This is a genomic window from Novosphingobium sp. (assembly GCF_041905565.1).
In the GTDB taxonomy this organism is placed as follows: domain Bacteria; phylum Pseudomonadota; class Alphaproteobacteria; order Sphingomonadales; family Sphingomonadaceae; genus Novosphingobium.
This window is the reverse complement of record NZ_JAYRKX010000003.1, coordinates 20,523-44,019: the sequence shown is the minus strand read 5'-3', so window position 1 is coordinate 44,019 and position 23,497 is coordinate 20,523. Positions and strand designations below refer to the sequence as shown.

Sequence of the window (23,497 nt, the reverse complement as noted above, 5' to 3'; positions counted from 1 at the left end):
ATGTCGCTAAGCAAGATCGTCGTGCGCGGGGCGCGCGAGCATAATCTCAAGGGTTTCGACGTCGAGCTGCCGCGCGACAGCCTGATCGTGATCACCGGCCTGTCGGGCTCTGGCAAGAGCAGCCTGGCCTTCGACACGATCTATGCCGAAGGGCAGCGCCGCTATGTCGAGAGCCTGTCGGCCTATGCCCGCCAGTTCCTGGAAATGATGCAAAAGCCGGACGTCGAACATATCGACGGCCTGTCCCCCGCGATCAGCATCGAGCAGAAGACCACCAGTCGCAACCCGCGTTCCACCGTTGCTACGGTGACCGAGATCTACGACTACATGCGCCTGCTCTGGGCGCGGGTCGGGGTGCCCTACAGCCCGGCCACGGGTGAGCCGATCAGTGCGCAGACCGTCAGCCAGATGGTCGACCGGGTCATGGCCCTGCCCGAAGGGACCCGCGCCTACCTGCTTGCCCCGGTGGTGCGCGGCCGCAAGGGCGAATACCGCAAGGAACTGGCTGAGTGGCAGAAGGCCGGCTACACCCGCGTGCGGATCGACGGCGAGCTCTACGCGATCGAGGACGCCCCCGCGCTCGACAAGAAGTACAAGCACGACATCGAAGTGGTGGTTGACCGCATCGCCGTGCGCGAAGGGATCGAGACGCGGCTGGCCGACAGCTTCGAACAGGCGCTGAAACTGGCCGAGGGGCTGGCCTATGTCGACCTGGCCGACGGCGTGGTCCCGGGGCGCGAGGGCGAGGAAACGGGCGGGGCGATGAAGGGCGCGGGCCTGCCCGCCAACCGGATCGTCTTTTCCGAAAAATTCGCCTGCCCGGTTTCGGGCTTCACTATCGAAAGCCTCGAACCCCGCCTGTTCTCGTTCAACGCGCCGATGGGGGCCTGCCCGGCCTGCGACGGTCTGGGCGAAAAGCTGCTGTTCGATCCCCAGCTGGTGGTGCCGAACGAGCATCTCAGCCTCAAGCAGGGGGCAATCGTCCCCTGGGCCAAGAGCAACCCGCCGTCGCCCTATTACATGCAGGTGCTGGCCAGCCTGGCGGCGGAATTCGGGTTCAGCCTGGAAACCCCGTGGGACGAGCTGCCCGGCGAAGTGAAAGTGGTGATCCTCCACGGCACTGCCGGCCGTCCGGTCAACCTGACCTTCATCGACGGGAAAAAGAGCTACACGGTCAAGAAGGCCTTCGAAGGCGTGATCGGCAATCTCAACCGCCGCCTGTTGCAGACCGAAAGCGCCTGGATGCGCGAGGAACTGGGCAAGTTCCAGACCGCGCAGCCGTGCGAGGTGTGCGATGGCAAGCGCCTCAAGCCCGAGGCGCTGGCGGTCAAGGTGGCCGGGACCGACATTTCCAGCGTCACCCGCCTGTCGGTCTCGGCGGCGGTGGCATGGTTCGGCGCGCTGTCGGACCAGCTGACCAGCCAGCAGCAGCAGATCGCCCGCGCGATCCTGAAGGAAATCAACGAGCGGCTGGGCTTCCTCAACAACGTTGGGCTCGATTACCTCAACCTTGATCGGACCAGCGGCACCCTGTCGGGCGGGGAAAGCCAGCGCATCCGCCTTGCCAGCCAGATCGGCAGCGGGCTGTCGGGCGTGCTCTACGTGCTCGACGAGCCCTCCATCGGCCTGCACCAGCGCGATAACGACATGCTGCTCGCCACGCTCAGGCGGCTGCGCGACCTGGGTAACACGGTGATCGTGGTCGAGCATGACGAGGACGCGATTCGCACGGCCGATCATATCGTCGATCTGGGCCCCGGCGCGGGCGTCCACGGCGGCGAGATCGTTGCGCAGGGCAGCCTCAAGGACATCCTGAAAAGCAAGACCAGCCTGACCGGGCAGTACCTGTCGGGCGCGCGCCGGATCGAAGTGCCGGAGGTGCGCCGCAAGGGCAACGGCCACCACATCACCGTGCACAACGCGCGGGCCAACAACCTGACCGGGGTCACCGCCAGCTTCCCGCTCGGCACCTTCTGCTGCGTTACCGGGGTATCGGGCAGCGGCAAAAGCAGCCTTACGCTCGACACGCTCCACGCCGGGGCGGCGCGCGCGCTCAATGGCGCGCGGGTGATCGCCGGGCCGCATGACAAGATCACGGGGCTTGAGCTGTGCGACAAGGTGATCGAGATCGACCAGTCGCCGATCGGCCGCACTCCGCGGAGCAACCCGGCGACCTATACCGGCGCTTTCACCCAGATCCGCGACTGGTTCGCCGGCCTGCCGGAATCGGAAGCGCGCGGTTACAAGGCCGGGCGGTTCAGCTTCAACGTCAAGGGCGGGCGCTGCGAGGCATGCCAGGGCGACGGGCTGATCAAGATCGAAATGCACTTCCTGCCCGACGTCTACGTCACCTGCGAGGAATGCCAGGGCAAGCGCTACAACCGCGAAACGCTGGAAGTGAAGTTCAAGGGCCACTCGATTGCCGACGTGCTCGACATGACGATCGAGGACGCCGAGGAATTCTTCAAGGCCGTCCCCCCGATCCGCGACAAGATGCACATGCTGAACGAGGTGGGCCTGGGCTACGTCAAGGTCGGCCAGCAGGCGACCACCCTGTCCGGGGGCGAGGCGCAGCGGGTCAAACTGGCCAAGGAACTGTCGCGCCGATCGACCGGGCAGACGCTCTACATCCTCGACGAGCCGACCACCGGCCTCCATTTCGAGGACGTGCGCAAGCTGCTGGAAGTGCTGCACCGGCTGGTCGACCAGGGCAATTCGGTGGTGGTGATCGAACACAACCTCGACGTCATCAAGACCGCCGACTGGGTCATCGACCTGGGCCCCGAAGGCGGCATTCGCGGCGGCGAGATCGTCGCCGAAGGCACCCCCGAACAAGTGGTCAAGGTGGCGCGCAGCTATACCGGCAAGTACCTCGCACCGCTGCTGAACAGGTAGCTGGAATGGAACCGATCCCGCCACGCAGTCGCCATGGCGGATTGACCTGCCGTGCGGCTGGCGCATGATTGCGCCATAAATACAAACGGAAGGGATGCCATGCTCGATACACTTGCTCCGATTGTCGGCCTGTTCGGCCTCATCGGCTTTGCCGGCCTCGCCGGGATCAAGAATCCCGCGGACAAGACGCGGCCCGGGGCCGGGGTGCGGCTGCTGGGCATCTTCGGGCTGGCGGGCCTCGCGGGGATATGGATTCCGGGTGCGGGCGCGATGGGCGCGGCCGGGGCGCTGGGGCTGTGGAACCACCAGAGCGCAAAGCTGGCGAGCTGGGGCAAGGCCGGCCTGCTGTCGCTGGCGGGCGTGCCCTATCTGCTGCGCTGGGCGCTGGGCTGACCCGGCGCCGGCCCCGCGCGCCGATTTGACGCGGCGCAATTGCCATTGGCGCCAATCGGCGTAGCCTGCTGTGCACCGGCCTGGGGGTCGAGTCCCCCTGCCTGCCGGGAACAGGAGGGACGCCATGCACACCTTTCTCAAGCCGCGCCTGCTGCTGGCCGGGGCCGCCGCTGCCTTGCTCGCCGTGCCGAGTGCTGCCGTGGCCGCACCGGTCAAGCTGGCCGCGACGCTGAGCGGCGGGAGCAGCGCCGATCCCGACGGCTCGGGCACGTTCACTGCCGAAGTCGACGCGGATCTGGGCGATTTCTGCTACACGCTGAACCTTGCCAAGCTGGGCAAGGTGACCGGCGCGGCGGTCCATGCGGCGGGTAGCCCCGATCCGCTGGTCAAGCTGGAAATCAGCGGGACCAGCGCGGACGAATGCATCGCCGCCGAACCCAGCGTGCTGAAACCGATCGTCGAGAACCCAGCCAACTATGCAGTGACCGTGCGGACCTCCGATTTCCCGGCTGGCGCAGTGCAGGGCGCGCTGGCCAGGAAATAGCGGGCACAGCGCGCGCCGCGCGGTTTGCCAGTGTCCCGGCTTCGTGTAGTCCCGGCAGGATGAACGACGAACCGGAAGAAATCCGCTGGCAGGGCCGCTTCATCGTGGCCAAGACGCGGGGCAAGTGGGAATATGTCAGCCGCGCGCGCGGCATCCGCGCCGCGGTGATTCTGGCGGTGGACGATGCGGCCCACGTGCTGCTGGTCGAGCAGTACCGCGTGCCCTTGGGGCGCAGCACGATCGAGCTGCCCGCCGGGCTGATCGGCGATGGCGAGGATACCGTGGGTGAGGATCCCACCGCCGCCGCCGTGCGCGAACTGGAGGAGGAAACCGGCTATACCGCCGCGCGGATGGAAGTGGTCGGCGAATTCTATTCCAGCCCCGGCATGGTCAGCGAAAGCTTCACCCTGCTGCGCGCGCATGGCCTGCGCCAGATCGGCCCGGGCGGAGGGGTGGACGGCGAGGATATCACGGTCCATCGTGTGCCGGTTGCGGACCTGGCGGGCTTCGTCGCCCAGGCGCGCGAACGCGGGCTGGGGATCGACGTGCGGCTGCTGACGCTGATGGGGCCGACAATTCTGGGAGGATAAGAACAATGGCGGGACGGGCTCAAGGCAAGAAGGCACTGGTTACCGGCGCGGCGCAGGGGCTGGGCGCCGCGCAGGCGGCGATGCTGGCGCGCGAAGGCGCGCAGGTGGTGCTGGCCGACATCAACATTGCCGGGGCAGAGGCGCAGGCGCAGGCGATCAACCAGGCGCGCGGCGCGGGCACGGCCTATGCCGTGAAGCTCGACGTGACCCAGGAAGCCGAATGGATCGCCGCGATCGACGCGGTGCGCGATGCGCTGGGCGGATTGTCGGTGCTGGTCAACAATGCCGGGGTCGGCGTGCGCGGCAATATCGAGACCTGCACGCTGGAGGAATGGCACCGCGGCTTTGCGATCAACGTCGATTCGGTGTTCCTCGGCTGCCAGAAGGCGCTGCCGCTGATGAAGGACACGCAGCCCGGCTCGATCGTCAACATCTCGTCCATCGCCGGGCTGATCGCCAGCGATACCATGCCCGGCTACAACGCCAGCAAGGCGGCGGTGTGGATGCTGTCGAAATCGGTTGCGCTGTACTGCGCCAAGATGGGCTGGGACATCCGCTGCAATTCGGTTCACCCGACCTTTGTCGATACTCCGATCCTCGATGGCATCGCCAATTCCTCGGGCCATCCCAAGGAGGTGGTGATGGGCAAGCTGGCGCGGCAGATTCCGCTGAAGCGCGTGGGCCATCCCGATGACATCGCCGCCGGGGTGCTCTATCTCGCCAGCGACGAAAGCCGTTTCATGACCGGCGCCGAGCTCAAACTCGACGGCGGCATTTCGGCAATGTAAGCGGGGCGCATGGGCGATCAGGAAACCCGGTCAAAGGCACGCAGTTACCGCGTGACCTCGTTCGACGTGGCGGCCGAAGCGGGCGTCAGCCAGTCAACGGTGTCGCGCGCGCTGGCCGGGGACCCGGTGGTGAGCGAGGCGACCCGGCTGCGCGTGGCCGAAGCGGCGCGGCGGCTGAACTACTTCGTCGATGAAAACGCCGCGCGGCTGCGCACCGGCAAGACGGGGACGCTGGCCGTGGTGGTGGTCTGCCGCCCGGGCGAGGACCGCAAGGACCTCAATCCGTTCCATTCGGCACTGCTCGCTTCGGTCTGCGGCGCGGCTTCGCTGCGCGGGTATGAAACGCTGGTCAGTTTCCAGGACGGGCCGGAAAACTTCAACGGCCGCTACCAGGAACAGCGCAAGGCCGATGGCCTGGCGGTGATCGGCACGACCGAGAACTATTCGGCCTGGGACTATTTCCGCCAGCTGGGGCAGGGCGGGATGCACTGGGTGTGCTGGGGCGCGCCGTTCGACGATGTCGAATGGGTCCGGTCCGACAACTACAGCGGCGGCCGCCTCGCCACGGCCCACCTGATCGAGCAGGGTTATCAGCGGATCGTCTGCATCGGGTCGGAAACCTCGCCGCAGCGCCAGTTCCTTGAACGCTACGAAGGCTATGCCCAGCAGATGCGCGAAGCCGGGCTGGAACCCGTGCTGATGCCGATCGAAAAGGGCCTCAGCCGCGAAGATCAGGGCCGCCGGGCGGTGGCCATGCTGATCGAACAGGGCGTATCGTTCGACGCGCTGTTCGCGGTGTGCGATCCGATCGCGCTGGGCGCGCTCGATGAATTGCACGCGCGCGGCCTGGCCGTGCCGGGGCAGGTCGGGCTGGTCGGCTTCGACGGGATCCGCGCCGGGGCCTATTCCGCGCCGCCGTTGACCTCGGTCGAACCGGATTTCCGCGCCGCCGGGGACATGATGGTCGACAAGTTGCTGGCCGAAATTGCCGGCGAAACCCGCGAGGCACGGCGCGTGCCGGTGCGACTGGTGGTGCGCGAAAGCTCGCGCCGGGGTTAGGGCGCTCTAGCCTGTTCCTTCACTGACACCATTCCACGCGCAGGCTGAAATCTCCGCTCGGCGTGGCTGAGTTCGTTTGCTTGAAACATTCATATATGCGAACAAGTCCCTTGAAGCTTTGCAGAGGGATTCCCGGACGATGCCCCATATCAAGACCACCCATGTCGGCAGCCTGCCGCGCGGCGAGGAACTGACGCCGCTGTTGCTCGCGCGCGATGCGGGCAAGCCTTACGACGCGGCGGAGTTTGACCGCGTGGTTGGCGCGGCGGTGGATGAAGCGGTCCGGCAGCAGGTGGCCGCCGGGGTGTCGATCGTGTCGGACGGCGAACTCGGCAAGGTCGGCTATTCGACCTACATGATCGAGCGGCTGTCCGGCTTTGGCGGGCATACCGACCGCAAGCCCGCGGCGGACCTGGCCGAAGTGCCGCAGCTGGCCAAGAAGCTGTCGGCGATCATGGGCAGCCAGGAATTCGTCCGCGCCAGCTGCATCGGCGACGTAAAGCTGATCACGCTCCAGCCGCTGCACGACGATATCCGCCGCTTCCGCGCCGCGCTGGACAAGCATGCTGCGCCCGATACCGAAGCCTTCATGAACGCGGCCTCGCCGGGGCTGATCACCGCGTTCCAGGTCAACCGCCACTATCCCAGCCACGAAGCTTACCTTGCCGCGCTGGTCGATGCGATGCGCGAGGAGTACGAGACGATCGTCAACGCGGGCTTCTACCTCCAGCTCGATTGCCCGGACCTCGCGATGAGCCGGCACACCGGCTACCAGGACGCGAGCGAGGAGGAGTTCCTGCGGATCGCGGCGGCCAATGTCGAGGCGCTCAACGCCGCCACGGCCAACATCCCGCCCGAACGGATGCGGATGCACATCTGCTGGGGCAACTACGAAGGGCCGCACGATCACGACATTCCGCTGGAAAAGGTGGTCGACATCGTGATCAAGGCGCGGCCCGCGACCGTGCTGTTCGAGGCAGCCAACCCCCGGCACGAACATGAATGGACCGTGTGGCGCGATGCCAAGCTGCCGTCGCACAAGGTGCTGGCCCCCGGCATGATCGACACCTGTTCCAACTATGTCGAGCATCCCGAGCTGATCGCCCAGCGGATCGAACGTTTCGCCGGGATCGTCGGGCCGGACCGCGTGGTCGCCAGCACCGACTGCGGGTTCGGCACCTTTGCCGGCTATGGCAAGATCGATCCGATCGTCACCTGGCGCAAGCTCGCCAACCTGCGGGCCGGGGCCGACATTGCCGGAGCGCGCTTGTGAGCCCTGACGAGCGCCGCGCGATCGAGGCGGACTGCGCCCGGCTGATCGCGCTTTATGCCAACCGCAACGACGCGGCGGATTGGCCGGGCGTGGCGGCGCTCTATGCCGCGGATGGGGTGATGACCCGCCCGACCGCGCCCGATGCGCCGGTGGTCGGCCAAGCGGCGATCCTCGCCGCGTTCCAGGCGCGCCCGCCGCGCAAGACGCGGCATGTCTGCTCGAACGTGGTGATCGACGTGGTGTCCCCCACCGAGGCCCGGGGCGAAAGCGCGATGGTCCTGTTCCAACCCGAAGGCGCGCCGCTGGCCGGATCGTTCCACGACCGCTTCGTGCTGACGGCTGATGGCTGGCGCTTTGCCGAGCGGCGCGGCAGCCTCGCCTGGTGAGCCGGACCATGCCCCAGCCCGCCAGCAGCACCAGCGTCAAGTCGGCGATGCGCACGCTCGACATCATCGAATTCGTGGTGGCCCACCCGCAAGGCCCGATCGCGCAGGACATCGCCGCCGCGCTCGACATTCCGGTGTCGAGCACGTCCTACTTGCTCGGCACCCTGGCCGAGCGCGGTTACCTGGTGCGCGACGGGCGTCGCTATCGCCCCGGCCCGGGCCTGGCCCGGCTGGTGGTCCCCCCCGCGGCGCTGACCCTGGCTGACCGGGTCGAACCGCTGGTCAAGCTGCTGCGCAGCGAGCTGGACGAAACGGCCAGCTTCATGGTCCGCAGTGGCTGGGAGATCGAGGCGCTGGTTACCGAAGCCAGCGGTCAGGCGCTGCGCTATGCGATCGAGCCGGGCCACCGCAAGCCGCTGCACAGCCTGGCGGCGGGCAAGGCGATCCTGGCTCAGTTGCCCGAAGACGAGCTGGCGCGCTATTTTGCCGAGTGCCCGCGCGAGCGCCACACCCGCCACACCCAGATCGAGGAAGCTGCCCTGCGCGAGGCGCTGGCCGAAGTGCGGCGGACCGGGCTGGCCGAGGCGCACGAGGAAAACACGCTGGGGATCTGCGGCCTGGCCGCGCCGGCCTGGCTGAACGGGGCGGCCGTGGGCGCCTTTGCCGTGGCCGTGCCCGAAGTGCGCTTCACCCCGGAATTGGCGGCCAAGGCCCGCACCGCGCTGACCCGCGCGGCACAGGCCCTGGCCGGCTGATCACTTCTTGGTGCGCCAGCCTTCGGCGTAGCTGTCGCGCGCCACTTCCGAATAGGGCACGGCTGCGACCACGGCCTTGATTTCGGTCTGGACGTGCGGTTCGACCGTCGGCTTGGTGGTGCCGCCGTTCGGTTCGCCCCACAGCAGCGAAACTTCGGTGCCGGGGGTGGCGAAACCGGGATCCATCATCGCCAGGGTCAGGAACTTGCCCTCGTTCGCGGTATAGCCGATCCAGGTCGACAGGCCGCACATCTTGCCATCCTGCAGCACCATGTCGAACGGGTGCATTGCATAGACGGCGCTGGGATATTCCATGAACTTGGCGCGCTCACCCTTCGACAGGGCCGAGCTTTGCACCCGCATCACGTCCTCGTTGTCGAGCGCCAGGGTCACCTTGGTGCGGTGATTGCCCGCTGCCGCCATCTTTTCCAGCGCGGCGCGGCCAATGAAATCGTGGTCGAACTTGACGAAGGGGCCATAGCCCAGGTCCCAAGGCGTGGTGTAATAGCCTTCGATGCTGTCCGGCACCCACGAGCCGCCGACCGAGCACTTGGCTTCATAGGAATTGGCGCTCAGCCATTCGCGGTAGGGCTTCAGTTCATCGCCGGTGTAGATCGCCGGGAAGGGCGAGGGGATCCAGCCGGATTCCAGCGTGTTCGAGGAATAGGCCCGGCCGCCGACCAGCGCCATGCCGAATTCCTTACCCGCTTCGACCAGCGCGGCGTGGACCGCGCCGTAATCTTCCCAGGGGCCCATCAGCTCGAATCCCGGCTGCCCGGCCATGCCGTGGCGCAGCGCGCGCACTTCCTTGCCGGCAATGGTCATGCGGCACATGTGGAAGAACTTGAGGTCGGGCGGCGTTGCGCCAAGCGCCTTTTCCATGATCGCCATGGCCTTGGGGCCCTGGATCTGGAAGCGATAGTTGTTGCGGCGTCCGTCGCTGCGCATCGCCCAGCGTTCGTCGCGTTCAACCGTCACGTTCCAGTTGCCGCTGGCGGCGTGATATTCGACCCATTCGATCGTCGGCGCGCGGCCGACCAGGTTGAAGTGGTTCTCGTCCAGATAGAACAGGATCACGTCGCCGATGACATGGCCATAGGGCGTGACCGGCACGAACTGCTTGGCGCGGTCCGGCTGGAAGTTCTTGAAGGTGTTGACGCCCAGGTATTCCAGCATCTTGAACGCGTCCGGCCCGCGCACCGCCAGATCGACCATGTGGTAGCTCTGGTTATAGAGCACCGCGGTGTGCGCCCAGGCCCACTGTTCCAGCCGCCAGTTGGAATATTCCGCCGGAACGCCCGGATAGACGTTCGGCCCAACCTGCTGGTTGCGGACCATTTCGACCAGGTTGCCCGCACCGGCGAGCACGGATTCGAGGCTTTGAGCGCCCATCAGGGATCCTTTCACACAACATCGCGGCACACCTTGCGGCGCCGTTGGATTCGCTCTGCCACATTTTCGCGTGCTTGAAAAGTTCGAGCATGTGAATTTGTTTGCCGGGTGCGTGCTGCCCAAACGAAGCCTTGCGGGTCGGGGCACGGCGGCGCTGCGCGCTGCGTTCTGACCGCGTCGCGGAGCGGTGCGGCGCATGCGACGGCGACCTTCACCGACGGTTAAGGTCCGGTGCGGTTTCGCCCGGCCTTAACCATCTGCGCGGATTTGCCTGCGTTTTGTCCCGCATGGGGCTCGGTTCGGCTCAGGTCGGATTCTTTGTTGCAAAAGAGACCAGTTTGGAAACAAGGGGTTGTACGGGAAATAATGCGTTAATTATTCCGCTCGCCTTGCATCTTAATAATATAAAAGCTATCCAGATCAGGTGGGGAATGAAATTCTGGTTTAATCAAAATGACTAATTTGCGACAAATCGGAACAAGAGGGCGCACAAAATGCGTGCTAAATCGACTTTTGTCATGATGAAAGATGCCGAAAAATTCGACATTTCGAAGGATGATGAATTTAATTTCACAAATTATTTGAGGTTTTTCGCAAGTAAAATTGCAAAAGTTCGATATATATTTGTAAGAGATACTTCAGCCGCCAGGCGGGCTGAGTGGGTCGCGGAGACTTATGGCGACGTCAAATCTTACGAATTTTCTGATAATGCGACGCATTTCTTGACTGACGCGGATGGCCCCTTCGATGTCCTGCTGATCGGTTGCCAGGACGTGTCCCGGTTCAAGCCGTTCCTGCGCGTCAATGCCCCCTTGCTGGAAAACAAGGTCAAGCTGTGCCTGTTGAGTTCCGGCAATGTCCAGCGCCGGGGCAAGGCGCTCACTGCCGGTTTCGATGATGTCTTCGATGTCACCAGGGTGCAGCCGCTTGAAGCGCAAGCCAGGACCTTTGCGATCTGGCGGCGTTACCGGATGACCATGGCCGTGCAGGACAAGCAGCGCATGGAAAACGTGGCGCTCAGCGCGATTTGCGACCTGCGCCATATCTCCCCCCGCCAGATGCGGGCGCTGGAATATCTCGCCGAACACAAGAACCGGGTGGTGCAGTACCGGACCCTTTGCCAGGCGATCGGTGGCCGGGAAGCCTATATCTCGGATGCCAACCTGAAGGTGATCATCTGTCACCTGCGCAAGCTGTTGCGCCCTGGCTATCGCATCACTGCACGCCAGAACCTTGGGTACATCCTGCATGCTGAAGAAGGAATCTGACCGTGTTCGGTAACTGGCATAGGAAAGAGGGCAAGTGGTTTGCCTGGCGGCCAGTGAAACTGCGTGAGGGGCACTGGATCTGGCTGAGCTGGGTGCACCGCGTGCCACGGGTCACCGAATATGCCGACACCCGGTATGGGGATCTTGAAAACAAATTGCGTCGGCAATCCCGCGCCGTGAAGGAACAGAATCATGATCTCTGATACCAAGGTACAGCCAATCGGCGAGCAACTGTGGGACATTGCCGAAGCGGTGGAACAGCGGTCTGATTTCGATCTGAATACAATCCTGAACCATGTCCTCGACATCTGCATTGCCGCCGACCGCCCTCCGATCTTCGACCTGTCGGCCCATGACCGGGTAAAGCAGTTGATCGCCGCCGGGGCCGATGAAAGCGCCTTGCTCAAGCTGATTCCCGAGAGCGTCATGTTGACGGGGGGGCTGTTTTCGGGTCGCGGGAAATTCGTTGCCCAGGCCATAATCGATGGCGGGTGGGGCGCCCACAGCCTGAAAGCGCGGTCGCTCGCGGCTGGCTGGATGGCGGCCTACCTGCGGGCCGTGGCAACGAAACTGGGTTACAATCCGCTCAAGCTGTGAAGCGGTGCGCCATCACACCTCGATCAGGCGGTCGGGCAGCTCGTTGACGTCATCGTCCGCGCGGGGGAAGTGCTGCGCCAACACGGCGCCGACCTTGTCCACCGCGCCGACTAGCCCGCCTGCGGCCCGGCCGCTGCGCAGGCCGGCCAGCAGCGCGGCCATGGCTTCGCCCCACACCTCGCCGCTGACCTGCGCCGCAATCGCCGCATCGGCGACGATTTCGGCGCGGTGTTCGGCCAGGCTGACATAGATCAGCACGCCCGTTCGCCCGCTGGTGCGGCGTTCCGCGCCGACCTTGAAACAGGTGATCGCCCGCGCGCGGACCCGCGCCGCCTTGATGTGGCGCGGCACCAGCAGCCACTTCAGCGGCTGCCACAGTTGCAGCGCCAGCATGGCCAGGAACTTGGCCATGGCGACCATCGCCGCCAGCACCAGCACTTCGCGCGCGGTCCATTCGTGGCCCCAGCGGCCCAGCAGCTGATCAACCAGCGGCAGGTAGACGTGGGGCAGCAGTGACAGCACGGTCAGCGCGGTGAACGCCGCCAGCGCGGCCCAGGCCAGCGCGACATCGCTATAGCCATCGGACCGGCGGGTGACGATCGTCACGATTTCGCCCGCGCTGCGCAGTTCGGCGGCGTGGACCGCCTTTGAAATGCGGTCATGGTCGGCTTCGGTCAGCAGGATCGGTGGGTTGCCCATTACCAGTCTCCCGAAGCGCCGCCGCCACCGAAGTCGCCGCCGCCAAATCCACCCCAGTCAGAGCCGCCGCCACTATCGCCGCCACCCCAGCCGCCAGACCGGCCCGAGTGGTGCAGCGCCTCGCTGATCCCCCACAGCACGATGCCGGGATCGATCCCGCTGCGCCGGCCATAACGGCGGCCGCGCCGGCCAAAGGCGAACATGAAGAACAGGATCAGCACGATCCAGAACACCACGCTGCCCGCGCCGGCATCGCCATTGCTGGCGCCGCGTTGCGCCTCGGCCGCCTTGGCGGCTTCGGCCACGGCCTTGGCATCGGCCGGATCGCGATTGAGCTGGGTGATGATCGCGTCGATCCCGGCCTCGATCCCGCCGGGATAGTCATTGGCCTTGAATCGGGGGGTGATGCTTTCGCGGATGATCCGCCCGGCCAGCACGTCGGGCAGGAATTCCTCCAGCCCATAGCCGGTCTCGATCGACAGCTTGCGCTCGCTGGGCGCGACCAGCAGGATCAGGCCCTGGTCGGTGTCCTTGCCGCCCACGCCCCAGGCATGGCCGAGGTTGACGCCATAGCTGCGCACGTCCTCGCCATCCAGGCTGGAGACGGTGACCACCATCAGCGCCCGGCCGGTCGCCTTGTTATAAGCAGCCAGCTTCTGTTCGAGCGCGGCCTGGCGGTCGTCGGGGATGATCGCGGCCGCGTCCAGCACCGGCCCGTCGGGGCGGGCGGGCAGGGCGGCATGGGCCGGCGCCCCGGCAAATGCCAGGAGCGCCAGCCAGCAGAGCATCAGCAGCCGCATGGGCGTGCCCTTTCGTCGCTCCCGGGCTTACTGCGCCGCCGCGGCGGGCTTGGCCGCGGGGGCATCGGCGGCATTGTCATTGGCCGGAGCCGCCGGAGCGCCGCCGAAGTTGACCTTGGGCGCGGTCGCGGCCGACGGGTCGGCCTTGAACGGCACCATCGGCTTGGCGCCGTAGATCACTTTGGCGCCAATCGCGTCGGGGAAGGTGCGGATCGTGGTGTTATAGGCCTGGACCGCCTCGTTATAGCGGGTGCGGGCCACGTTGATCCGGTTTTCGGTGCCTTCCAGCTGGGTCATCAGGTCGGCGAAGCGAGCCTGGCTTTGCAGCTGGGGATAGTTTTCGACCACGGTGCGCAGCTGGCCCAGCGCCTGGGTCAGCTGGTTCTGTGCGCCCTGGAACTTTTCGAAGGCTTCCGGGTTCGACAGGTCTTCGGTGGTGACGTTGATCGACGTCGCCGCGGCGCGGGCCTGGGTGACGTTGGTCAGGATCTGGGTTTCCGAAGCGGCGGCGGCCTTGGCGGTTTCGACCAGGTTGGGCACCAGGTCCGCGCGGCGCTGGTAGGCGCTTTCGACGTCGCCCCACTTGGCCTTGGCGTTTTCCTCGGCGGTCGGCACGCTGTTGATCCCGCAGCCGGCCAGGCTCAGCGAGGCGCCCAGGGCAAGCGCGGCGGTGGCGATACGGCGGACAAGCGATGCGGGGGTAGTGGCAGACATGGCCTTTGCGTTCCTCTCATCAGGCGGCGCGGAGCCGCGACTGCGCATTGATATGGCACGCCTGGCCGCGCCTTCAAGACGGGGGATCACAAATTCCGTCGATTCAATGGATTGTTGTCGGCCCGTGGCATTTGTGGCAGCAGTCGGGGCGAACCAGATCGCAGATGGGGAGTTTACGAAAATGTCGATGGTTACTGAATTCAAGGCGTTCATCGCCAAGGGCAACGTGCTGGACCTGGCGGTCGGTGTGATCATCGGCGCCGCCTTCGGCAAGATCGTGACCTCGCTTACCGAAGACATCATCATGCCGGTGATCGGCCGGGTGTTCGGCGGGCTGGACTTTTCGGCCAAGTATTTCGTGCTGTCGGGCGATGTCGCGCCCGGCACGCCGCTCGATGCCGCGCGCAAGGCCGGGGCCAACGTGCTGGCCTATGGCAGCTTCGTGACCGCGGTGATCAACTTCCTGATCATGGCCTGGGTGATCTTCCTGATCGTCAAGGCCGCGAACAAGGCCATGCCGCCGGCCCCCGCCGCCCCCGCCGGGCCGAGCGAGGTGGACCTGCTGACCGAGATCCGCGACGCGCTGAAGAAGTAGGCCGCGCGCGCCAATTCCAGATCAGGGGCGGGGCTGCGGCTCCGCCCCTTTTCATTTGGCGCAGGCCACCTATATAGGGTTCTGCCGGGTTCGCCCGGCTATGGCGATAAACTGCGGCGTGCAATAGGCACAGCGGACCCGGGGGCGGTACCCGGCGGCTCCACCACCTCCTGCCCCGAAACGGGCAGGCAGATGACGGGGCCGAACTAGGATCGACGTGTGTTGAAAAGCGTTGTTTTCGCCCGGGCTGAGTAACCCGTATAAGGCTCAAAACTCATAAGTGCCAACGACAACGAAGCACTTGCTCTCGCCGCGTAATGTGACTGGCCTCACGGCCTGAATTTACAAAGCGAAAGCACGGTTCGGACCGAACCGGGTAACAGAATCGGAAACCGGGGGCCCGGGGGGAGCCTAGCAACAGAATCCCCCCACCGATTGCCGTCAGATTTGCTTCATACCGGGCTGCGAACGGCAGTCTGCTGCGCTTCCGGTGCTCACGACCCTGATGGTCGCTGCGCGCCGGTTCTCGCAGCCCACCATTCTCGCCTCGGTCTGAAACAAATCTGACGGCAATCGGCCGCGCGGGCGCAATCCCCTAGAACACGGTTTCGGGATTCTCGGCCAGGCGCTTTTCGTGCTTCAGGCAGTCCAGCACCTTGCCGCCCGCCATGAACACCGCGCCGGTGCAGGCGAGGAACAGCAGCTTGCCGCCAAAGCCCGGAAAGCGCTGCAGGTAGACGCTGCCGCGCTCAACCGCGCCCAGCGCCAGGGCATAGATGATCAGGTACGCCTCGACCGGGGTCTTGATCATGAACAGGCGCCCGATCACTTGCAGCATGGTCCCTCGCAAATTCCTAACACGGGAATGAGCAATGATCATGCCAGCCCTGGATTTGTGCGCAAGTGGCTGGTTAACGCAGGTGGCGATTGTAAAGCCTGCCGACAGGGGTCAGGCCAGCTGGGCCAGGTCCAGCTCCTCGAGCAGCGCGGCGCGCGCGGCGATGACCGTCGCTGCCAGGCTCTCGCGCCCCAGGTCGGCGGGATCGATCTGTTCGGGCCAGCGCGCGGCGATCACCGCGCCGATCCGCTCGGCCTTCGCCTCGTCCAGCAGGAAGCGCGGATCGACGTGCGCCGGATCGGCCACCACGCGCAGGCGCAGGCAGGCCGGGCCGCCGCCATTGGCCATCGACTGGCGCACATCGACCGGCAGGACTTGCCGGATCGGACCGTTGCCGGCCAGCATCCCGTCCAGCCAGGCACGCACGCGCGGGTGATCCCAGGCTTCGAGCGGGATCACCAGCGCCATTTCGCCGCCGGGCAGGGTCAGCAGCTGGGCGTTGAACAGATAGCTCCTGATCGCGTCGGCCAGGCTGACCGCGCTGGCCGGAACCACCACGATCTCCGCTTCGGGCAGGCGCTGGCGGATCGCGGCATAGGTGCCTTCAGGATCGGCAAAGGCCTGTTCGTGGGTGAACAGCACCCGCTCGTTCGCCACGGCGACCACGTCGTTGTGGAACGCCCCGGCGGCGATCGCTTCGGGGTTCTGCTCGACGAACAGCGTGCGCGCCGGGTCCAGCCCGTGCAGCCGCGCCACCGCCCGGCTGGCCTGTTCGTGCTGGCGCGCCGGAAAGGCGCCGCCGCTGGTGCCATAGACGAAGATTTCCAGCCCCGGTTCGCCGTGCGCCCGCGCCATCCGCATGTGATTGGCCGCGCCTTCATCGCCAAAGCAGGGCGGCACCGCATCGTGCACGGCAAAGTGCGCGGCGTCGGCAAAGGCCAGTCGCAGCTGACGAACCGTGTCGGGCCATTCCTGCGAACGGTGCGGCATGGTCACGAGGTTCGCGGCGGTCAGGTGGCAGCGCCCGTCCGCGCAATCGGCCGCCGGGCTGACCGTGGCGGCATTGGCGGTCCACATCGAACTGGCCGACCAGGCCGCCGCCCGCAGGCGCCGGTCCTCGCTGGCATCGGCGCCGATTGCGGCCAGGAAGCGCGCGTTCGGGCGGGGCAGGGGCAACAGGAAGCCCTGCGCCAAGCCCAGCGCCAGGTTGTGGCGCATCTTCGCCAGCCCCTGCAGCGCCGCCGCGCGCGGGAACGAGGCATCGCCGGCGTGACTGGCCGAGGCGAGGTTGCCGAGGCTGAGGCCCGCGTAGTTGTGGCTGGGGCCGATGATCCCGTCGAAGTTGATTTCGCGGCAGGCCATGCTCACCACCGCGCCACGTGGGTGACCGTGTCGCCCGGGGCGACGCCCAGCACCTCGGCGCATTGGGGATCGAGCGCGATGCCATCGCCGCTGGGGGCGATCCAGCCATAGGCGCAGCGGAAATCGGCCAGCTTGCCGCAGGCGACCAGCCGCTTTTCCCCGGCCATGTGTTCGCCCAGCCCCGCGTCAAGCGCGACGATCGCGTCATCCGCTGCCTCGCGGATCGAGCGGATCTGGTCGGTCCGCGCGGTCATGGTCGGGCCGCCATCGAAGATGTCGATGTAGTTTTCCCAGGCAAAGCCTTCCTCCTCCAGCATGCGCATCGCGGCGCGACCGGTGGGGTGGGGCACTCCGATCACCGAGCGGGCATGTTCGCCCAGCATGGCGATATAGACCGGGTGCTTGGGCATCAGGTCGGCGATGAACTGGTTGCCGAATTTCGCGTTGAACTCGTCGGCGTCCTGGAAATTCATCCCGAAGAAGCGGCCCGCGACCCCGTCCCAGAACGGCGATCCGCCCGCCTCGTCGATCACCCCGCGCAGTTCGGCCAGGCACCGGTCGGCAAAGCGGGCGCGGTGGGCGCGGATGAACAGGTAGCGGCTGCGCGCGATCAGCATGCCCAGCCCCCCGGCGCGTTCGCCCGGGTGCAGGAACAGCCCGCCCACTTCCGACGATCCTTCAAGATCGGTCGACAAGTTAAGGATATCGGCCCGAAAAGTGCGGCCCAGTTCCACGCTGTGCTGGGTCAGTGCGCCGATCCGGTAGGAATAGAACGGCCACTTCTGCCCCACGGCGGAAAACACCTGGCAGGTCCCGCGCACTTCGTGAGTGGCGGTGTTTTCCAGCACGAACACGAACAGGTCGTCGCCCACATCCTCGCCCGTGCGGGCAAAGCCGGCCGCGCTGCGTTCCAGCTTGGCCATCAGTGCCTTGCGATCGGGCGGCAGGTTGGTGAAGCCCCCGCCGGTGCGCTTGGCCATCTCGTAGATATGCTGCAGGTCGGTTTCGCGCGCGGCGCGGATCACGAAGGTCAAAGCGGGGCTCCGGTGGTCAGAGTGGTGGGTTTCATCTCTATCGTCACCCCGGACTTGATCCGGGGGCCAGCTGCCTTGGGCGCAAGGTGGAAAAAGAACAGCTGGATCCCGGGTCAAGCCCGGGATGACGGGGTTGGGTGGTCCGGATCAGCCTCATGTGGCCAACCGGTGCAGCACCAGCGCCGACAGGCGGGCGCGTTCGGCGAGGCTGGGCACGATCAGGAATTCGTCCGGCGAATGGATCGCCCCGCCGCGTACCCCCATGGTATCGACCACGGGGACGCCGCAGGCGGCGATGTTGTTGCCATCGCAGACTCCGCCCGATGCCAGCCGCGTGATCGGCGCGCCGAGCAGGGCAGAGCATTCCTCGACGATCCCGAACAGCTTTTCAGCCCGCGCGTCGAGCGGCTTGGGCGGGCGGCTGATCCCGCCGTGCAGGTGGATCGACACTTCGTGTTCCTGCTCAACCTGCGCAATCAATACTTTGAGTTCGTGTGAAAACAGTTCGGCCAGTGCCAGCTCGCGCGGGCGGATGTTGAAGCGCAGCACCGCCATGTCGGGCACGACGTTGTTGGCGCTGCCGCCGTCGATCCGGGCGGGGTTCACGCTCAGCCCGTCACGCTCCAGCGACTTGAGGCCGAGCGCGAGGGCGGCGGCAGCAACCACCGCGTTGCGCCCGTCCTGCGGGTTGCGCCCGGCATGGGCGGAACGACCGGTGACGATCAGACTGTAATTGCCGCTGCCCGCCCGCGCCCCCGCCAGGGTGCCATCGGGCAGCGCGCTCGGTTCATAGGTCAGCGCCGCCGCTTTACCCGCCGCGAGCGCTCGGATCAGCGGGGCGGAGGACAGGCTGCCGGTTTCCTCGTCCGCATTGATCAGTACGTCATAGCCGACGCTGGCCGCCGCCGGGCTACGCTCGAACGCGGTCAGCGCGGCCAGGATCACGGCGATCCCGCCCTTCATGTCGGCCACGCCCGGGCCGTTCAGCGTATCCGCGTCGAGCCATTGCTGCTGCTGGAACGGGTGGCTGGCGGGAAATACCGTGTCCATGTGCCCGGTCAGCAGAAAGCGCCGCTGCGCCCCGGGCCGCACGCGCAGCACCAGGTGGTCGCCATGCTCGACCGCGACTTCGCGGCCATCAGCGGCAACGGCGCTGACCGGGGCAGGGCGCTCTAGCGCGATGTCCCCCGGCAGCGCGGCAAAGGCATCGGCCAGCGCGGCGGCTTGTGCGGCGAGGCCCGGCAGGTTGCCGGTGCCGGTGTTGATCGCGCTCCACGCCTGGACCTGGCCCAGCATCGGGGCCGCATCCACCGCGTCAATCAGCGCGCGCTCGATTGGGGAAAGCTGTTGCATCTGAAACCTTCTCTAGCCGAGCGGGCGGCCCTGTCCAACCCCCGCGCCGGGCAATCCCATTGCCTTCTCTTCGCAACTGCGGCATAACGATGGCGTTCCTCCCCGGAATCGATGATGTTCCCAGCCACGGCGCAAAGTGCGGCGTGGTGCAATGCTGTGCGAGGACCAATGACGGATCGGGTTGAGAAGTGCGGGCTGCGGGTTGATGCGGCGCTGGCCAGCTTTATCGAAGGCGAAGTGCTCGCCCCGCTGGGGCAGGACGCGGCCGCGTTCTGGGCCGGGTTTGCCGCTCTGGTGGATCGCTTCACCCCGGTAAACCGCGCCCTGCTGGCCAAGCGCGACGACTTGCAGGCGCGGATCGACGCCTGGCACGGCGAACGCGCCGGCAAGCCGATCGACATGGCCGAATACCAGGCCTTCCTGCGCGAAATCGGCTACCTCGTGCCCGAACCGGCGCCGTTCCAGGTCGGCACGCAGAACGTCGACGAGGAAATCGCCACCATGGCCGGGCCGCAGCTGGTGGTGCCGGTGCTGAACGCGCGGTTCCTGCTCAACGCCGCCAATGCGCGTTGGGGGAGCCTCTACGACGCGCTCTATGGCACCGATGCGCTGGATGCGCCGCCGGCGCGGCCGGGCGGCTATGATACGCAGCGCGGCGCGGCGGTGATCGCCTATGCGCGGGAATTCCTCAACCGCACGCTGCCGGGCTGGGAAGCGGCGCTGACCGGCGGTGACTGCCCGCACAGCTTCGCGACGCGGCCGGGCGGAGTGCTGTTCAAGCACAACGGGCTGCACATCGAACTGGTGATCGATCCGACCCATCCCGTGGGCAAGGACGATCCGCTGCACATCGCCGACGTGGTCTGCGAAGCGGCGCTGACCGCGATCTGCGACATGGAGGATTCGGTCGCGGCGGTGGACGGCGCGGACAAGCTGGCGGCCTATCGCAACTGGCTGGGGGTGATCCGCGGCGACCTGTCGGAAAGCTTCGAGAAGGGCGGGCGAACCCTGACCCGCACGCTCAATGGCGATCAGGCATGGCAGGCGCCTTCGGGCAGCAGCTTTACCCTGCCGGGGCGCAGCCTGCTGTTCGTGCGCAATGTCGGCCACCTGATGACCAATCCGGCAATTCTGCTGGCCGATGGCAGCGAGATCCCCGAAGGGATCATGGACGCGGTGGTGACCAGCGCCATCGGCGCGCATGACGTGCGCGGGCTGGGCAAGTACCGCAACAGCCGCAAGGGCAGCATCTACATCGTCAAGCCGAAGATGCACGGGCCGGAAGAAGTCGGCTTTGCCAACGAGTTGTTCGATGCGGTCGAAGACCTGCTGGCCTTGCCGCGTCACACTATCAAGATGGGCGTGATGGACGAGGAACGCCGCACCAGCGCGAACCTCGCCGCCTGTATCCACGCGGTGAAGGACCGCGTGGTGTTCATCAACACCGGCTTCCTTGACCGCACTGGGGACGAGATTCACACCTCGATGCGGGCCGGGCCGATGATCCGCAAGGGGGCGATGAAGCAGAGCGCGTGGATCGCCGCCTATGAAGCGCGCAACGTCCAGATCGGCCTCGCCTGCGGGCTGTCCGGCAAGGCGCAGATCGGCAAGGGCATGTGGGCCGCGCCCGACATGATGGGCGACATGATGGTCCAGAAGATCGGCCACCCCCGGAGCGGCGCGAACACCGCCTGGGTGCCGAGCCCGACGGCGGCGACGCTCCATTCGCTGCACTATCACCAGGTCGATGTGTTCGCCGTGCAACAGGAACTGGCGGGCCAGCCCACGCCCGGCCTCGATGCGCTGCTGACCGTGCCGCTGGGGCTGGGGATCAACTATTCCGAAGCCGAAGTGCGCGAGGAACTGGACAACAACGCGCAAGGGTTGCTCGGCTATGTCGTGCGCTGGATCGACCAGGGCGTCGGCTGTTCCAAGGTGCCCGATTTCCACGATGTCGGCCTGATGGAAGACCGCGCGACGCTGCGCATTTCCAGCCAGCACGTGGCGAACTGGCTGCTGCACGGCATCTGCACGCAGCAGCAGGTGATGGACAGCCTGCGCCGCATGGCGGCCAAGGTCGATGCCCAGAACGCCGGCGATCCGCTGTATCAGCCGCTGGTCGGCAACGAGGATGCGCCCGCGTTCCGCGCCGCGCTGGACCTGGTGTTCAAGGGCGTCGAACAGCCGAGCGGCTATACCGAGCCGCTGCTGCACCACTGGCGGCAGGTGAAGAAAGCGGGGTAAGCCGCAAGGGCGGGCTGGGGGTAGACCGGACCTATGCGGTTCCTGCCCCAACCCCGCTCGGGCTGAGCCTGTCGAAGCCCACCCGCTGCCGGCCGGTTCAGCTCAGCGCGCGGGCGATCTCTACGAACTCTGCAACGCTCAGCGTCTCGGCGCGGCGTTGCGGGTCGATCCCCAGCGCGTCGAGCGCGGCGAGGGCGCCGGGCAGGCCTTTCAGGCTCTGGCGCAGCATCTTGCGGCGCTGGCCGAAGGCGGCTTCGGTGACGCGTTCGAGCATCCGGGCGGAAACGTCCTGCGGCATGTCCGCCGGGGTGACGTGGACAATCGCGCTCATCACCTTGGGCGGCGGGGTGAAAGCGCTGCGGTGGACTTTCATCGCCAGTTTGGGCACGGCTCGCCACTGCGCCAGCACGGCGAGGCGGCCATAGGCATCGCTGCCCGCTTCGGCGATGATCCGCTGGGCGACTTCAAGCTGGAACATCAGCGTCAGGCTGGCCCATTGCGGCGGCCAGGCCTCGCCCCCCAGCCAGCCGACGAACAGCGCCGTGCCGACGTTGTAGGGCAGGTTGGCAACGACGTGGAACGGCCCCTCGATCCCGTGGGCTACCTTGGTCGCATCGCCTTCGATCACGCGCAGCTGGCCGGGAAAAGCCTCGGCCAGTTCGGCGAGGGCGGGCAGGCAGCGGCGGTCCATCTCGATCGCGGTGACCTGGGCGCCTGCGCGCAGCAGCGCGCGGGTCAGCCCGCCGGGGCCGGGGCCGACTTCGAGCACTTGCTGCCCCTTCAGGCTGCCGGGGATCGCGGCGATCCGGTCGAGCAGCTGTTCGTCGAACAGGAAGTTCTGGCCCAGCGCCTTGCTGGCCGACAGGCCGTGCCGGGCGATGACTTCGCGCAAGGGGGGGAGGAGCGTCATTCGTTTTCCATCCGCCGCGCCGCGCATTCGCCCGCCATGCGGATCGCGGCGATCATCGCGCCGGGATCGGCCTGGTTCTGCCCGGCGATGGCAAAGGCGGTGCCGTGGTCCGGGCTGGTGCGGATCATCGGCAGGCCCAGGGTGACGTTGACCCCCTGGTCGAAATCCAGCGCCTTGAGCGGGATCAGCGCCTGATCGTGATACATGCACAGCGCCGCGTCGTAAGTGGCGCGGGCGCGCGGGGCGAACAGGGCGTCGGCGGGGTGGGGGCCGGTGGCCGCAATCCCGGCGGCCTGGAGGGCGGCGATCGCTGGCGCGATGATCCGCGCTTCCTCGTCGCCCATGCGGCCTTCCTCGCCCGCGTGGGGGTTGAGCGCGGCAATGGCGAGGCGCGGGCGGATGATGCCGAAGTCCCGTTCCAGCGCGGCGGCAACGATCCGGGCGCGGCGCTCGATCAGAGCTGCGGTCAGCTGCGTCGGCACTTCAGACAGGGCGATATGCACGGTCAGCGGCACGGTGCGCAGCTGCGGCCCGGCCAGCATCATCACCGCATCTTCTGCCGCAACGCCGCAGGCGGCGGCGACGAATTCGGTCTGCCCGGGATGGGTGAAGCCGACTTCGGCCAGCCGCGCCTTGGCGATCGGGCCGGTGACCAGTCCGGCCGCGTCGCCATCCACGGTCAGGCGGCAGGCTTCTTCCAGGCTGGCGAGCGCCAGCTCTGCGCCCACGCGGCTCGGCGCGCCGGGGGTATAGTCCCCGTCCGCGCCGGCCAGCACCGGCAGACTGTAATCGAAACAGTCGAGCGCTTCGGCGGGGTGGAAAATCTGGGTGACGGGCAGGGTGATGCCGCGCCGCGCGGCAGCCTCAGCCAGCAGATCCGGCCCGCCCGCGACGAAGAACGGGGGCAGGCCCTCTGCCTCGCGCCGCGCCCAGGCGGCGGCGATCAATTCAGGCCCGACGCCCGCCGGATCGCCCAGCGAAACCGCGAGCAGCGCCCCGCCGATCATG

At 66.7% G+C, this 23,497-nt stretch carries 24 protein-coding genes and 1 other RNA gene; 15 read left to right on the top strand and 10 right to left on the bottom strand.

Annotated features, from left to right (window positions below):
* The 9 genes from uvrA to ACE3N9_RS03605 all read left to right on the top strand — a co-directional run bounded on the left by uvrA (position 1) and on the right by ACE3N9_RS03605 (position 8,683).
* Entirely contained in the window at positions 1 to 2,895 is a 2,895-nt protein-coding gene (uvrA, locus tag ACE3N9_RS03645) for an excinuclease ABC subunit UvrA (protein ID WP_374280945.1), read from the top strand.
* A gap of 99 nt (positions 2,896 to 2,994) precedes the next feature.
* Entirely contained in the window at positions 2,995 to 3,288 is a 294-nt protein-coding gene (locus ACE3N9_RS03640) for a hypothetical protein (RefSeq protein ID WP_374280943.1), read from the top strand.
* Between the two features lie 124 nt (positions 3,289 to 3,412).
* Entirely contained in the window at positions 3,413 to 3,832 is a 420-nt protein-coding gene (locus ACE3N9_RS03635; RefSeq protein ID WP_374280941.1) for a CHRD domain-containing protein, read from the top strand.
* 59 nt (positions 3,833 to 3,891) lie between these two features.
* A complete protein-coding gene (locus ACE3N9_RS03630) occupies positions 3,892 to 4,422 on the top strand; it encodes an NUDIX hydrolase (RefSeq protein ID WP_374280939.1) in 531 nt (176 codons plus the stop codon).
* 5 nt (positions 4,423 to 4,427) lie between these two features.
* Positions 4,428 to 5,210 (top strand): SDR family oxidoreductase, encoded by a 783-nt coding sequence (locus ACE3N9_RS03625; protein WP_374280937.1) that lies wholly within the window; start codon positions 4,428 to 4,430, stop codon positions 5,208 to 5,210.
* A gap of 9 nt (positions 5,211 to 5,219) precedes the next feature.
* Complete coding sequence (locus ACE3N9_RS03620) at positions 5,220 to 6,269, top strand: LacI family DNA-binding transcriptional regulator (RefSeq protein ID WP_374280935.1); 1,050 nt, start codon at positions 5,220 to 5,222, stop codon at positions 6,267 to 6,269.
* Between the two features lie 139 nt (positions 6,270 to 6,408).
* Positions 6,409 to 7,542, top strand: coding sequence for a cobalamin-independent methionine synthase II family protein (locus ACE3N9_RS03615; protein ID WP_374280933.1), 1,134 nt, complete (start codon positions 6,409 to 6,411; stop codon positions 7,540 to 7,542).
* Positions 7,539 to 7,928 (top strand): nuclear transport factor 2 family protein, encoded by a 390-nt coding sequence (locus ACE3N9_RS03610; RefSeq protein ID WP_374280932.1) that lies wholly within the window; start codon positions 7,539 to 7,541, stop codon positions 7,926 to 7,928. The genes ACE3N9_RS03615 and ACE3N9_RS03610 overlap by 4 nt, the downstream gene beginning before the upstream one ends.
* Complete coding sequence (locus ACE3N9_RS03605; RefSeq protein ID WP_374280930.1) at positions 7,925 to 8,683, top strand: IclR family transcriptional regulator; 759 nt, start codon at positions 7,925 to 7,927, stop codon at positions 8,681 to 8,683. Before ACE3N9_RS03610 ends, ACE3N9_RS03605 begins: the two co-directional genes overlap by 4 nt.
* Here the strand turns inward: ACE3N9_RS03605 and ACE3N9_RS03600 are convergent, their stop codons facing one another.
* The gene (locus ACE3N9_RS03600) at positions 8,684 to 10,075 is read right to left on the bottom strand and encodes an aminomethyl transferase family protein (RefSeq protein ID WP_374280928.1); all 1,392 of its coding nucleotides are present in this window, start codon (positions 10,073 to 10,075) and stop codon (positions 8,684 to 8,686) included.
* 518 nt (positions 10,076 to 10,593) lie between these two features.
* Between ACE3N9_RS03600 and ACE3N9_RS03595 the strand changes: the two genes are divergently transcribed.
* Genes ACE3N9_RS03595 through ACE3N9_RS03585 form a run of 3 tightly spaced genes read left to right on the top strand, consistent with a single transcriptional unit; the run spans position 10,594 to position 11,940 of the window.
* On the top strand, positions 10,594 to 11,343 hold the full coding sequence (locus ACE3N9_RS03595) for a helix-turn-helix domain-containing protein (RefSeq protein WP_374280926.1): 750 nt from the start codon (positions 10,594 to 10,596) through the stop codon (positions 11,341 to 11,343).
* 2 nt (positions 11,344 to 11,345) lie between these two features.
* The gene (locus ACE3N9_RS03590) at positions 11,346 to 11,546 is read left to right on the top strand and encodes a hypothetical protein (protein WP_374280924.1); all 201 of its coding nucleotides are present in this window, start codon (positions 11,346 to 11,348) and stop codon (positions 11,544 to 11,546) included.
* Positions 11,536 to 11,940 (top strand): hypothetical protein, encoded by a 405-nt coding sequence (locus ACE3N9_RS03585; RefSeq protein ID WP_374280922.1) that lies wholly within the window; start codon positions 11,536 to 11,538, stop codon positions 11,938 to 11,940. The genes ACE3N9_RS03590 and ACE3N9_RS03585 overlap by 11 nt, the downstream gene beginning before the upstream one ends.
* 12 nt (positions 11,941 to 11,952) lie before the next feature.
* Here the strand turns inward: ACE3N9_RS03585 and ACE3N9_RS03580 are convergent, their stop codons facing one another.
* From ACE3N9_RS03580 to ACE3N9_RS03570, 3 genes are read right to left on the bottom strand one after another with little or no spacing between them, the layout of a single operon-like run.
* Complete coding sequence (locus ACE3N9_RS03580) at positions 11,953 to 12,639, bottom strand: TPM domain-containing protein (protein ID WP_374280920.1); 687 nt, start codon at positions 12,637 to 12,639, stop codon at positions 11,953 to 11,955.
* A complete protein-coding gene (locus ACE3N9_RS03575; RefSeq protein ID WP_374280918.1) occupies positions 12,639 to 13,439 on the bottom strand; it encodes a YgcG family protein in 801 nt (266 codons plus the stop codon). The genes ACE3N9_RS03580 and ACE3N9_RS03575 overlap by 1 nt, the downstream gene beginning before the upstream one ends.
* Before the next feature lie 27 nt (positions 13,440 to 13,466).
* Positions 13,467 to 14,153 (bottom strand): LemA family protein, encoded by a 687-nt coding sequence (locus ACE3N9_RS03570; RefSeq protein ID WP_374280916.1) that lies wholly within the window; start codon positions 14,151 to 14,153, stop codon positions 13,467 to 13,469.
* Between the two features lie 187 nt (positions 14,154 to 14,340).
* On the opposite strand from ACE3N9_RS03570, the gene mscL reads away from it, so the two are divergent.
* Both mscL and ssrA read left to right on the top strand, forming a co-directional pair.
* Positions 14,341 to 14,748, top strand: a complete 408-nt coding sequence (gene mscL / locus ACE3N9_RS03565; protein ID WP_374281250.1) for a large conductance mechanosensitive channel protein MscL — start codon at positions 14,341 to 14,343, stop codon at positions 14,746 to 14,748.
* Between the two features lie 44 nt (positions 14,749 to 14,792).
* Positions 14,793 to 15,142: a transfer-messenger RNA gene (ssrA, locus tag ACE3N9_RS03560) on the top strand.
* A 201-nt stretch (positions 15,143 to 15,343) separates the two neighbouring features.
* On the opposite strand, the gene ACE3N9_RS03555 is transcribed toward ssrA, so the two are convergent.
* The 4 genes from ACE3N9_RS03555 to ACE3N9_RS03540 form a co-directional block, all read right to left on the bottom strand.
* Positions 15,344 to 15,586, bottom strand: a complete 243-nt coding sequence (locus ACE3N9_RS03555; protein ID WP_374280914.1) for a hypothetical protein — start codon at positions 15,584 to 15,586, stop codon at positions 15,344 to 15,346.
* A 111-nt stretch (positions 15,587 to 15,697) separates the two neighbouring features.
* Positions 15,698 to 16,948, bottom strand: a complete 1,251-nt coding sequence (locus tag ACE3N9_RS03550; protein ID WP_374281248.1) for an N-succinylarginine dihydrolase — start codon at positions 16,946 to 16,948, stop codon at positions 15,698 to 15,700.
* 2 nt (positions 16,949 to 16,950) lie between these two features.
* Positions 16,951 to 17,982 carry an arginine N-succinyltransferase gene (locus tag ACE3N9_RS03545; protein ID WP_374280912.1) on the bottom strand — a complete coding sequence of 344 codons (1,032 nt, stop codon included), beginning with the start codon at positions 17,980 to 17,982 and terminating at the stop codon, positions 16,951 to 16,953.
* 153 nt (positions 17,983 to 18,135) lie between these two features.
* Positions 18,136 to 19,335, bottom strand: coding sequence for a hydrolase (locus tag ACE3N9_RS03540; protein ID WP_374280910.1), 1,200 nt, complete (start codon positions 19,333 to 19,335; stop codon positions 18,136 to 18,138).
* Positions 19,336 to 19,503: 168 nt separating this feature from the next.
* Between ACE3N9_RS03540 and ACE3N9_RS03535 the strand changes: the two genes are divergently transcribed.
* Positions 19,504 to 21,579 (top strand): malate synthase G, encoded by a 2,076-nt coding sequence (locus tag ACE3N9_RS03535; protein WP_374280908.1) that lies wholly within the window; start codon positions 19,504 to 19,506, stop codon positions 21,577 to 21,579.
* Positions 21,580 to 21,676: 97 nt separating this feature from the next.
* On the opposite strand, the gene rsmA is transcribed toward ACE3N9_RS03535, so the two are convergent.
* Together rsmA and pdxA are read right to left on the bottom strand one after the other, a co-directional pair.
* Complete coding sequence (gene rsmA / locus ACE3N9_RS03530) at positions 21,677 to 22,489, bottom strand: 16S rRNA (adenine(1518)-N(6)/adenine(1519)-N(6))-dimethyltransferase RsmA (RefSeq protein WP_374280906.1); 813 nt, start codon at positions 22,487 to 22,489, stop codon at positions 21,677 to 21,679.
* Complete coding sequence (pdxA, locus tag ACE3N9_RS03525) at positions 22,486 to 23,496, bottom strand: 4-hydroxythreonine-4-phosphate dehydrogenase PdxA (RefSeq protein WP_374280904.1); 1,011 nt, start codon at positions 23,494 to 23,496, stop codon at positions 22,486 to 22,488. Before pdxA ends, rsmA begins: the two co-directional genes overlap by 4 nt.
* Position 23,497: the final 1 nt, after the last annotated feature.